This is a genomic window from Streptomyces flavofungini (assembly GCF_041028215.1).
Lineage (GTDB): Bacteria > Actinomycetota > Actinomycetes > Streptomycetales > Streptomycetaceae > Streptomyces > Streptomyces flavofungini_B.
The window spans coordinates 1-11,504 of the sequence record NZ_JASKYR010000205.1 but is presented as its reverse complement, the minus strand read 5'-3'; the positions used below and the strand labels follow the sequence as shown (position 1 = coordinate 11,504).

At 72.1% G+C, this 11,504-nt stretch carries 10 protein-coding genes; 5 read left to right on the top strand and 5 right to left on the bottom strand.

Annotation, left to right across the window (positions count from 1 at the left end; all coding sequences use genetic code 11):
- Together AB8Z36_RS16435 and AB8Z36_RS16430 are read right to left on the bottom strand one after the other, a co-directional pair.
- The coding region (locus tag AB8Z36_RS16435) for an SDR family NAD(P)-dependent oxidoreductase (protein WP_369214055.1) at nt 1-158 on the bottom strand (158 nt) is incomplete at its 3' end.
- A gap of 189 nt (nt 159-347) precedes the next feature.
- On the bottom strand, nt 348-1,046 hold the full coding sequence (locus tag AB8Z36_RS16430; protein ID WP_369214053.1) for an alpha/beta fold hydrolase: 699 nt from the start codon (nt 1,044-1,046) through the stop codon (nt 348-350).
- Between the two features lie 137 nt (nt 1,047-1,183).
- Between AB8Z36_RS16430 and AB8Z36_RS16425 the strand changes: the two genes are divergently transcribed.
- From AB8Z36_RS16425 to AB8Z36_RS16415, 3 genes are all read left to right on the top strand, one after another.
- The gene (locus AB8Z36_RS16425; RefSeq protein ID WP_369214052.1) at nt 1,184-2,515 is read left to right on the top strand and encodes an erythromycin esterase family protein; all 1,332 of its coding nucleotides are present in this window, start codon (nt 1,184-1,186) and stop codon (nt 2,513-2,515) included.
- A 99-nt stretch (nt 2,516-2,614) separates the two neighbouring features.
- The gene (locus AB8Z36_RS16420; RefSeq protein ID WP_440581929.1) at nt 2,615-3,946 is read left to right on the top strand and encodes an MFS transporter; all 1,332 of its coding nucleotides are present in this window, start codon (nt 2,615-2,617) and stop codon (nt 3,944-3,946) included.
- A 74-nt stretch (nt 3,947-4,020) separates the two neighbouring features.
- Complete coding sequence (locus AB8Z36_RS16415; RefSeq protein ID WP_369214051.1) at nt 4,021-5,283, top strand: serine-threonine protein kinase; 1,263 nt, start codon at nt 4,021-4,023, stop codon at nt 5,281-5,283.
- Between the two features lie 6 nt (nt 5,284-5,289).
- Here AB8Z36_RS16415 and AB8Z36_RS16410 read toward each other — a convergent pair whose 3' ends face one another.
- On the bottom strand, nt 5,290-8,127 hold the full coding sequence (locus AB8Z36_RS16410; RefSeq protein ID WP_369214050.1) for a penicillin acylase family protein: 2,838 nt from the start codon (nt 8,125-8,127) through the stop codon (nt 5,290-5,292).
- A 295-nt stretch (nt 8,128-8,422) separates the two neighbouring features.
- Between AB8Z36_RS16410 and AB8Z36_RS16405 the strand changes: the two genes are divergently transcribed.
- Nucleotides 8,423-9,037, top strand: coding sequence for a hypothetical protein (locus AB8Z36_RS16405; protein WP_369214049.1), 615 nt, complete (start codon nt 8,423-8,425; stop codon nt 9,035-9,037).
- Nucleotides 9,038-9,050: 13 nt separating this feature from the next.
- On the opposite strand, the gene AB8Z36_RS16400 is transcribed toward AB8Z36_RS16405, so the two are convergent.
- Both AB8Z36_RS16400 and AB8Z36_RS16395 read right to left on the bottom strand, forming a co-directional pair.
- A complete protein-coding gene (locus tag AB8Z36_RS16400; protein WP_369214048.1) occupies nt 9,051-9,569 on the bottom strand; it encodes a hypothetical protein in 519 nt (172 codons plus the stop codon).
- Between the two features lie 120 nt (nt 9,570-9,689).
- Nucleotides 9,690-10,244, bottom strand: coding sequence for a helix-turn-helix domain-containing protein (locus tag AB8Z36_RS16395; RefSeq protein WP_369214047.1), 555 nt, complete (start codon nt 10,242-10,244; stop codon nt 9,690-9,692).
- Nucleotides 10,245-10,349: 105 nt separating this feature from the next.
- Between AB8Z36_RS16395 and AB8Z36_RS16390 the strand changes: the two genes are divergently transcribed.
- Entirely contained in the window at nt 10,350-11,477 is a 1,128-nt protein-coding gene (locus tag AB8Z36_RS16390; RefSeq protein WP_369214046.1) for an arylsulfotransferase family protein, read from the top strand.
- Nucleotides 11,478-11,504 lie beyond the last annotated feature (27 nt).

Genomic DNA, 11,504 nt, shown 5'->3' with positions numbered 1-11,504 from the left:
ATGCCGCCCACCTCCCCGGCCACGGCCTCGGCCTTGGCGGCGTCGAGGTCGTTGACGACGACGCGGGCGCCCTCGGCGGCGAAGCGGCGGGCGAGCGCCGCTCCGATCCCGCCCCCGGCTCCGGTGACGACGACTCCCTTGTCCTTCAGGGTCTCCACGTGCGGTCTCCTTCGACCTCGGCTCGACCACGGCTCGCGCGGCTGGTCTGTCACGGCAGACTAACCAGTCGGTATGTTGCGGGGGAAGAGGTGGGCCGGGGCGGGGGCCGCGGGCCGCCCCGCCGTGGCGGAAACCGTTCAGGCGCGTGTGCCCGCGTGCACGTCAGGCGCTGACGCCCGCGTGCGCGTTCAGCCGCGCACGCTCGCGTGCAGGATGCGGGCCAGCTCGCGCGGCTGGGAGAACATCGGCCAGTGGCCCGTGTCCATCTCCACCAGGCGCCAGCTCTCGCTCTTGAGTGCCTCGGCCACGTCGTCCATCGGCTCGTCGCCGTCCAGGAGGCACTTGACGTACGTGGCGGAGAGATCGCCCAGCGGGCGCGTCAGCTCGGCGGGGCCGGTCAGCGTCTCGCCGGGGTGCGGGGTGGCGCCGCCGGTGAAGCGCGCCATCTGTTCGCTGCCGAGGCCCTGCCCGTCGACCCCGGCCGCGCCGGGCGGCGGCCACCAGCCGTCGTTCTCGGCCAGGACGGCCTCGAAGGCGGCCTGCCCCTGCCACCAGCAGGAGGCGAACGACTCGCCGTCGACGGGGACGTTGGAGTCGACGAACACCACATGCGCGAGCCGGTCGCCGAGCAGCGCCGCGGCCTGGCCGACCGGGATGCCGGCGTAGCTGTGGCCGACGAGGACCACTTCCGGCAGGCCGAGCCGGTCCGCCTCCTGGACGATGTCGCGCACGTGGGTGGCCTGTCCCGCGGGCACCCCCTGCTTGTCGGCGAGCCCGGAGAGGGTCAGGGGATGGGCCCCGTGTCCGGCCGCCCGCAGTTCCCGCGCCACGTCGTCCCACGCCCAGGCGCCGAGCCAGGCGCCCGGGACCAGTATGAATTCCGCCATGGCGCCGAACGTACACGCCGTGCGCCGGTGGGGTCAGCCCCCGCCGCGATGCGGGTGCCAGCCGGGTGGCGGAGCCGTGCCGCCCCACGGGATCGTGATCTTCGTCCGTGAAGAGCCGCACCGCCAGGAGGCGCCAGATGTCCCGCACCACCCGTCGAACGGTTCCGCTCCTGCTGCTCACGGCCGTCGGCGCGGGAGCGCTCATCGCGCCGGGGACCGCTCAGGCGGCGCCCCGCCCCGCGGATCCCGTGGCCGCCATCGAGCGGGCGGCCCACCCGCTGCGCTCGACCGGGCCCGGCGGGAGCACCAGGGACCTGCGGGCGCTCGGCGCGATGGTGGGCGACGCCTCGGTGGTGGGGCTCGGCGAGGCGACCCACGGCACGCATGAGTTCTTCACGATGAAGGAGCGGGTGTTCCGCCACCTCGTCGAGGAGAAGGGCTTCACCACCTTCGCCCAGGAGGTGAGCTGGACGACCGGGCTGCGCTTCGACGCCTATGTGCGCGGCGAGCGGGACGGCGACGTCCGCGCGCTCGTCCACCACGAGCTGGCGAAGACGCCGTGGGACACCGAGGAGTACGTCCATCTCCTGAGCTGGATGCGCGCGTACAACGACAGGCACCCGGAGCGGCGGCTCCGCTTCATGGGCAACGACCTCAACTACCCGGAGCTGGGCGCGGAGGTGTTCGACGGCGTGCTCGGCTACGCGGGCGCGCACGAGCCGGAGCTGCGGCCGAGGCTGGCCGGGCTGTACGCGCCGATGCGGCGGCTCTCGGACGGCGACGCCTACATGGCCCGTCCGTTGGCCGAGCGGAAGAAGCTGGCCGAGGGAGCGACGAAGGCCTATGAACTCCTCAAGGAGCGGCGGCCGGAGGCGGGGAGCGCGGCGTTCGAGTGGGCGCTCCAGCACGCCAGGTCCCTCTCGCAGACCGCCCGCGTCCTCGCGCACGACCTCGACTCCCCTGACGGACAGCGGGCCGCCATGCTCGACCGCGACCGCCTGATGGCCCAGAACACCGCCTGGTGGCAGCGGCGGACCGGCGACAAGGTGCTGCTCTCCGCGCACAACGCGCATGTCTCCTACGTCTCGTTCGACCCGCGCTATCCGAAGATGCAGGGCGCCTTCCTGCGCGACCGGCTCGGCAAGCGGTACGCGAGCATCGGGTTCACCTTCGACCGGGGCGGCCTGATGGCGCAGAGCGCGGACTCCGAGGTCTGGAAGCCGCTCTCGCTGGCCCCGGCGACGCCCGGCATGAACGAGCACACGCTCGACAAGGTGCGCCACGACGACTTCTACCTGGACACCCGGACCGCGCCCGCGGCGGCGCGCAAGTGGCTCGACAAGGCCCGCCCGACGCGCAGCATCGGCAACGTCCACCCCGACGGGCCCTACAAGATCTCGCTCGGCCGCTCCCACGACGTCCTCATCCATCTGCACGAGGTGACGGCGGCACACCGCCAGGAGCCGTGAACCCACCCGGCCGTCGGGCGGAGCCGTCAGGTCTCAGTGGCCGAGACAGCCCGTCCTGAGTATTGACTGGCCCCTACAACGAACGTGAGAGTGCCGCTCGTGCAGAGCGACGCTGAAGCAGCGAAAAGACAGCGGGTCCAGGCCGCGGCCAACGCGGACGGCGGCAGCCCGGAGAGCATGCGGCGGGTGGCCGTGGCCTCGTTCATCGGCACGGCCATCGAGTTCTACGACTTCTACATCTACGGCACGGCCGCCGCGCTCGTCCTGAACCAGGCGTTCTTCCCGACCCTCGACCCGGTCAACGCCACGCTCGCGTCGTTCTCCACCTACGCGGTGGCGTTCGCGGCGCGGCCCATCGGCTCGGTGGTCTTCGGGCACTTCGGGGACCGGGTGGGCCGCAAGTCGGTCCTGGTGGCCTCGCTGCTCCTGATGGGCCTCTCGACCGCGTGCGTCGGGCTGCTGCCCGGCTACGGCACGCTGGGCATCTGGGCGCCGCTGCTGCTCATCCTGCTCCGCTTCCTCCAGGGCATCGGGCTCGGCGGTGAGTGGGGCGGTGCCGCGCTCCTCGCGGTGGAGCACGCGCCGAAGCGCCGGCGCGGGCTCTACGCGGCGTTCCCCCAGCTCGGCCCCTCCGTCGGGTTCTTCGCGGCGACCGGGATCTTCTGGCTGCTCTCCTCGGCGCTCTCCGACGAGGCGTTCCGCTCCTGGGGCTGGCGCGTGCCGTTCCTGCTGTCGTTCCTGCTGGTCGGCGTCGGCCTCTTCGTACGGCTGCGGATCAGTGAGACGCCCGTCTTCGCCAAGGTCATCGAGGCGCGGGAGGCCAGCAAGGTCCCCACGCTCGACGTGCTCCGCCGCCATCCGCGCGAACTCCTGCTCGGCGCGGGCGGCATGGTCGTCGCCTACGGCCTCTTCTACACCGCCACGACGTACTGCCTCTCCTACGCCACCGGCACCCTGGGCATCTCGCGCAACACCATGCTCGGCCTCTCCCTGGTGGCCTGCCTCTTCCTCGCGGCGGGCACCTGGCTCGCCGCGACGCGCTCCGACGGGGCCGGGCGCCGCAGGCTGGTCCTCGCGGGCGCGGGGCTCGCCGTGGTGTGGGGCCTGGCGCTCTTCCCGCTCCTTGACACCGGGCGTCCCGTGCTCATCGCGCTCGCGCTGGGCGGCGCGCTGTTCTGCATGGGCGTGGTCTACGGCCCGATGGGCGCCTACCTGCCCGAGCTGTTCGGCGCGAACGTGCGGTACTCGGGCGCCTCGCTCGCCTACAACCTGGGCGGCGTGCTCGGCGGCGCGGTCTCGCCGCTGGTCGCGACCCGGCTCCAGGCGGCCTTCGGCTCCTCGTCGGTGGGCTGGTACGTGAGCGCCATGGCGGTCGTGTCGCTGCTGTGCGTCCTCGCGCTGCCGGAGACGCGGGAGCGGGAACTGGCCTGAAACGGCCGCACGTTCTGGCCGCCTCGTGCCGCACGCGTATGGCCAGTGGGCACCGGCGGCGGGACCATGACGCCGTGGAGCCCTACTGGGAACTGACCTTCGACGCCGACGGCGACGTCGACACCGCGCAGCGCCAGGAGCTGCTCTCCGGCGTGGAACGCGAGCGCGTGACGGATCTCCTCGTCTTCGCGCACGGCTGGAACAACGACAAGGACGACGCCAGGAAGCTGTACCGGCGCTTCTTCGCCCCGTGCGAGCGGCTGGCCGGGGCCGGTGTGCGCCTCGGCTACGCCGGGGTGCTCTGGCCCGCCATCCGCTTCCCCGACGAACCCATCCCCGACTTCGACCCCTCGGCGTCCACCGCCCCGGCGACGGCGGGCGGGCCGACCCTGGACGCGGCCACCCGGCAGGCGCTCGACCGCGCCTACCCCGGCCACGACGAGACGCTCGACCGGATCGCGGAGCTGCTCGCGGAGCGCTCCGAGGTCGCCTCGCGGGTGTACGAGTTCGGGCGGCTCGTGCGCGATCTGGTCTCCCTGCGGGAGACGAGCCCCGCGCGGCACCTGGGCGAGGACACCGGCGCGGGCGAGCCCGCCATGCTCGTCGACGACGCGGTGCAGGTCTGCGAACTGCTCGCCGCCGCCCGCGCGGACACCGGCAGGCCCCAGTTCCTCGGCAACCTGCGCGAGCGGGTGTGGGACGGCGCCTACGAGCTGCTGCGGGAGGGCTCCTACTACGGGATGAAGCGCCGGGCGGGCGCGGTCGGCCAGCTGGGTCTCGGCCCGGCGCTCGGGCTGCTCGCCGGTGACGTGTCCGGGATCAGGGTCCACCTCATCGGACACAGCTTCGGCGCGCGCCTCGTCTCGTACGCGCTGCGCGGCATGCCCGCCGATGTGCGGGCGGTGAAGTCGGTGACGCTGCTCCAGGGGGCGTTCTCGCACTACGCCTTCGCGGGCCGGGTGCCGCACGACACCTCGCGCAGGGGCGCCCTGTACGGCATGCAGGCCCGCATCGACGGCCCGCTGATCTCCTGCTACTCGCGCCACGACGACGCGCTCGGGCGGCTCTACCCGCTGGCGTCGAAGCTGGCCGGTGACTCCACCACCTTCCTCAACCTCTGGGAGCGGTGGGGAGCCATCGGCTACAACGGCATCCGGTCGGTGGGCGGCACCAAACGCATCAAGCTGGGCCAGAAGGTGCCCACCAAGGGGTGCGTGAGCCTGGACGCCGCGACGGTGGTGCGGCGGGGCGGCCCGCCCGCCGGCGCGCACAGCGACATCTGCCACGAGGAGCTGGCACGCGTCGTGTTCGCCGCCGGACGGATCGCCCTCGCCTGAACCGGCCTACCGGTGCCGGGGGAACTCGACGACCTGCTGGTAGGTCGGGCGGTTCTGCCACTGCACCGGCTTGTGCGTGATGCCGCCGAGCGCCCGGTGGATCACGGAGTCCGCGCACCACTGGTCGCCCGCCTTGCAGGCGTCGTCACCGGGGTAGACCTCGGTGGCGGGTCTGGCCGCGGCCTGGCCGAGCGTGGTCAGCAGGGCGTCCCGGCAGGCGTCGAGCCTGCCGCCGCCGCAGAAGGTGTCGCCGAGCGCGCCCTCGACCGGCTCGCCGAGCACCGCACGCAGGTCCTTGTCGGCATAGCCCCACCAGCCGTACTGGAAGGCGGAGCCCGCGTGGGCGCCGGTCGGTCCGTGGCCCGCGGACGGCGCCTCGTCGGTGCCGAGCTGGGCGGTCAGGGCCTCGTAGAGGTCCTTGCCGAGGCCCGGCTTGAACTCGGCCTCCACGAGCAGCGGCCACCAGGCGTCCATGATCCGTACGGCGTCGGGGTGGGCGTAGGCCTTGGTGCCCGCCGCCGTCTGGTTGCGCTGGGCGCCCGCCTTCAGCCAGGCGTCGAGCTGCTCGACCGCCTTGGCCTGCTGAGGGTCGGTGACCGGCTTGCTCCGTACCACCTTGAGCAGCTCGGGAAGCACCTGCTCGCCGCGCAGGTCGGTGACGGCCGCCTCGGACATGGCCCGGGTCAGCGCGGCGCGGGTGACGCCGCCCGCCCGGGTGAGCTCCTTGACCCGCCCGTCGAGCAGGTCTCCGCGGTGCACGGCGCTCATGCCGAAGCCCGCGGTGCTGAAGTCGTCCGCCTGCTTGTTGTTCCAGGAGATGTAGTAGTCCTGGTTGACGGACTGCGGGTGCTCGGCGGGCGGGGTCTGCGCCGAGGTGTTGTCGGCGGGGTCGAAGTCACGCCACTCGTAGGCCTGCTCCCCCTTGACCGGGAGGGCGGGGTCGATGTCCTTCGCGCGTACGGGGTTGGCGCCGCTGTTGTAGTAGGCGATGTCGCGCGAGTCGGCGTAGAACCAGTTGAAGGCGTAGCTGATGTTCTGGGCCGCCTTCTTGAAGGTCTCGGCGTCCCGCACGTACGAGGGGTCGTTGAGCATCTGGAAGCCGATGATCGAGTCGGCCTCGTGGCGGTAGGTGGAGCGCAGCGACACGTACGCGACGGGCTTGCCGCCGACGCTCGCCCGGTGGGTGACCACGCCGTACTTGGTGCGGAAGACCTGCATGCGGTAGGAGCCCGCGGCGGTGGAGTCGGCGACGGTCGGCTTCCAGGCGTTCTTGCGCTCCAGCTTCTCCATGGGCGTGCACGTGCCGCGGTAGAGGTAGCCGGTGGACTGCTTGGTGGGTGTGCCGCCGCCCGGCTCGCAGAGTCCGACGGCGTAGGTGTCGGTGATGTCCTGTCCGGCGGAGGTGGCCGACCAGGCGTAGTCCTGGCCGCGGCCGAGCTGGATGTACATGCCGACGCCCGCGAAGGAGACACCCCGGGCGCTGATGCCGGGCCCCTGGAGCTCCTGCTGCATGAGGAGCTGGGGGGCGAAGTAGCCGGTCTGCGGGCCGAAGACGGCGACGGGGTGCTTGCTCGCGGTGTGCTTGCCGGAGACGAGAAGGGCGTTGGACATGCCCTTCTTGTGGCCGTCCTGGCGGAAGAGGTCCTCGGGCAGGACGCCCTTGTCGTACATGCCCTGGGCGGGCCGGAGCTTCTTCGGGGCCTTCACCGGGTCCTTGGCGCCCGTCCTCGCGCCGCCCTCGCGGTCGTACACGAGCTGTTCGCGCTCGACGGAGCCGGGGTCGGGCAGGGCGGTACCGCGCGCCTTATCCGGTCTGCCCGCGTAGGGGAAGCTCGTTCCGTCATGGATGGTCTGCACGGCCTCGGGGTCGTTGCGCGCCCGGAAGGACTCCCAGACCTCGGTGCCCTTGGTCACCCCGTACTTCTCCTGGGACTTCAGCAGGGACAGGGCGGACTCGACCTCGCCGCCGCCCCCGTTGCCGAAGAGCCCGCCGACCACGGAGGCGAGCGCGATCATGTCAGTGATCTTGAACGGCGCTATCTCGCCCTTGTTGGTGATCGCGTCGATCTTGCCGGTCAGGACGTACTCGCCGGGGAAGGAGCGGCCGTCCTTGGACTTCACGCGGTAGGCGTTGAGCCCGTCGATATAGGCCTGGGCGTCCTCCATGGCCTGCTTGCCGCGCTCGCCCTGCGTGGTCCTGATGTACTCGACCTGCTTCTCCAGGTCCGCCTCTGTGTACGGGGCCTGCGGCCAGAACTGCTGCTCCAGGCCCTGGTTGGCGGGGGCGCCGCCCGCGAACGACGTCAGCTCCCCGCGCCCGATGTGCCGGAAGAGGTCGATGAGCCAGAGCCGGTCCTGGCCCGCCGCGAAGCCCGCGCCGAACTCGGTGCCGTAGCGCGTGGTGCCCTTGATGTGCGGTATGCCGTACTTCTTGTCCCGGGTGATCGTCACATCGTCGCGCGGCTTGGTGACCGAGGCGACCTGCCCTTCGCGGACGCCGAAGGAGGCGTCGTTGAAGAACTGGGTCAGCTTGTCGTCGGTGAGCGAGCCATAGCCCGAGGAGAGCGCGTCGTAGGGGCCCAACTGGTCGTCGGCGTGCGCCGGCTTGGTGCCGAGGACCCGGTGGGCGAGGATCTCGGCGAGCGTGGCGTTGCCGTTGGCGCCGGGCGGCAGCACGTCCGCGCACTGGCTCCCGCAGTAGTCCGTCTCGGCGGCGGATCGTTCCGCCGCGCCCCGGCCCCCCGGCGCCGCCGCCGCGCCAGGCAGGGGCACGAGGAGCGCGGCGCCGAGCGCGAGCGCCGCCCCCGTCGCAAGCGTTCTGAGTCTGGCGTCGCGTCGTCGCATGGGTGCTCCTCCGGTGGTCTGCGGAAGGCCGATGCGGCGGAGGTTACTGGCGGGGCGATGAACTCGAAAGATGAACAACCGTCGCCTTTTCCGAATCACCACAACGCGCCCCCTCTGTGCATGCATCACCGCTGCTCGGACGGGCAGGCGAAACACGGTCGCCCGATCAGGGAGCCGAATCGCGTGTCGATACGTCTACTCGGCGACGCCGCTTCGGCTTCCGCTCGGCAGCGGCGCCGGGAGAGAAGGAACACGGGGTACCAGAACGAAGTACGTGTGACGGAGGTGCAGGGCGATGGCCGGATTCCGGAGTCTCGCGAGACAGGTACGTGATCCGAAGAGCGACCTGGCACTGCGGCGGTACTCACTGCGCAAGTGCCTGGAGAGGTTCGCCCCCTACGGTCACCGGGCGACCTGGGACCATCTGTGCGCCCGGGCCGGGTTCGGGCCCGAGGACAGGTCTCCCGACCCGGCGCGGCTGGTGGCCGCGCTGACGGAGCTCGAGGCGGCACGGGCGGTCTGGCTCGCCTACGAGGCGGGCTTCGCCGAGCGCCGCCGCAAGGAGAAGCACGACGGACTCCGCCGTCCGGGCAGTGACGACGACTGGCACCGCCGCACCTGGGGCGGGTTCGGGGTCGCCTGGTGCGACGACCCCGACGTCCATCCGGACGCGCCCCTCGCCGAAGTCCTGCGGCGGCTGATAGCGGCGCTGGAGAGGGAGCCGGGCACCGCCTGCCCCGTCTGCGCCGACACCACCCTGGTGTGGAAGCACGGCCTCGCGCACGAGCCGTCCTCGGGGGCGGTCTGCACGGGCTGCGGCATCGTCGTGCCCGCCCCGGTCCTCACCGCCGAGGCGGTCGACCGGGCCCAGGTACGGGCCCGTCGGCTCCGGCCGCTCGTGTCGGCGTGAGGGGCACGCCCCGTTAGGGCCTGAGCACGTCCGTGTGGATGGCGAGCTTGAACTGGGCGTGAGTGATCGGCGTCTTCACGCGGACGTCACCGGCGCCGCGAGCCGTGATCTTCAGCCCCACGGGCGTGTTCGGGTGCACGAACATCTGCCATACGTAGGACCGGAACTGGCTGCCCCTGGTGGGCGCGGAGTCGGTCGTCGCGGTCGAGTCGTACCCGGTCGAGTGGCCGAGCGGGTCACGGACGAAGCGTGTGCGGTACTCGGTGGGGCCGCCGTCCGGTTCCCAGAAGACCAGCGCGGAGAGCACGCCCCAGCCGTCGTGGCTCGGCCAGATCAGCCCCGAGCGCGGCTGCGGGAACTTCGCGGAGGAGCCGCCGCCCTTCGCCGGGTCGTGCATGTGCCAGGGATCGTAGTTCTCCTCGCCCGCGCCGTAGGGGAAGCGCACGAGGTGGTAGCCGTCGCTGTCGTAGGTCACGGACTGACGCCCGTCCTGCGCGGCGTCCCACTTCAACGAACAGATCGCGACCGGCATCGGCCCTCCCCTGAGTGATGAGGTGCACAGCCTCTCTCAACTCCCCTGTGCTGCATACACGTTGCGCACGGCGGTCCGGTTCCTCGGCGCGTGGCCCCGCACGGGGGGCACCGCCGGGTGTCAGAGGTCTCGGTCGTCCGCCACTTCGACGTGCTCGGCGACGGCCACGATCAGGACCCGGGTGCCCTTGGCCAGCGGGCGCCAGCGGTGCGGCCGCTCCGCCGCGCAGTAGAGGGTGTCGCCGCGCCCCAGGGTGTGGGCCGCGCCGTCCACCTCGACCTCGGCCGAGCCGTCGGCGACGTAGAGCAGCTCGTCGTTGCGGTGGCGGTAGATCCGGCTCCAGTCGTGCTCGCCGGTGAACTCAAGGGCGTGCAACTGCTGCCGCCCGCGCACCAGCGGCCGCACCCGGGACACCGCCGCGGAGTCGCCGCGCACCACGTCGACGGGGCGGGGCGGCTGGGAGGCGGCGAGCAGCCGTACGGCCGTGGTGTCCAGGGCGTCGGCGATGCGCTGGAGCGAGCCCATGCTGGGCCGCGAGCGGCCGTTCTCCACCTGACTGAGGAAGGGCGCCGAGACCCCGGCCCGCTCCGCGACCGCGGCCAGCGTCAGCTCCAGGGCGCGGCGGCGCCGCCGGATCGCGGGGCCGACGGCCAACTCATCGCGTTCTGCGCTCATGTTGCTGGTTTGTTTCCACTTCGCCCGGGGTCTGTCGGTCACCCTACCGCCGTGGTTAACGTCTTCAGCCTCACTTAAGAAACTTAACCACCGAGGAGAACGCGCATGACCCGCGTGGACCAGAACCAGCGCCGCCGCAGGGGCACCGGCCTCATCGCCCTGGACGAGGCGGCCTCGTACGGCGGATACACGCTCTTCGCGCCGCTGACCGGCGACGGCGGGGTGTACCTGGTCGACATCCGGGGCGAGATCGCGCACCGGTGGGACCTGCCGCACCGCCCCGGACGGCACGCGCGGATCCTCCCGAACGGCAACCTCGCCCACAACGGCGTGCTCCCCGACGAGCCCGCGCTCTTCCCCATGTGGCACAAGTACCGCGGCGGCGTCATGCGCGAGTACACCCCCGACGGCACGGCCGTGCGCGAGCACATCGACCGCTTCCAGCACCACGACGCGCACCACTACGGCGACGGCCGAATCCTGTACACCGCCCTCGAACCGCTGACCGGCGCGGCGGCGGACGCCGTGCGCGGCGGGGTGCCGGGGTCGGAGGCCACTCACGGCACGGTGTGGGCGGACACCATCGTGGAGGTGGACGCCGAGGGGCGCCGCACCTGGGAGTGGAGGGTCTCGGAGCACCTGGACCGCGCGGAGTTCCCGCTCCACCCCGACTACGCCCGCGAGCACTACCCGCTGATCAACAGCGTCCTGCCGACCCGGGACGGCGACATCCTGGCGAGCCTGCGCTCGGTCTCCGCGGTGATCGTCATCTCCCGCGCGACCGGCGAGATCATCTGGCGCTCCGAACCGGGCGTGGTCTCCCAGCAGCACTGCCCCACCGAGCTGGCCGACGGCGGCTTCCTCGTCTTCGACAACGGGGTCTTCCGGCCCGGCCACGACGTGCCGTTCAGCCGGGTCGTCGAGATCGAGCGGGCGAGCGGCAAGGTGGTCTGGGAGTACCACGACCCGGCGCGCGAGTCCTTCTTCGCCCCGTTCATGGGCGCCGCCCAGCGCCTGCCGAACGGCAACACCCTGGTCACGGACTCCCCCGCGGGCCGCCTCTTCGAGGTCACCGCCGACGGCTATCTGTGCTGGGAGTACATCGTGCCGTTCTTCGGCGGCTACCACGAGCGCGAGGTCCGCGCCCTCTTCCCCGCCGAGCCCAACGCCGTCTTCCGCTCCTACCGTTACGCGGCGGCCGACCTGCCGTSGCTGCGCGGMCACGAGGGCTGAGCCGATGGACACCGCGCCCCCCGGCAC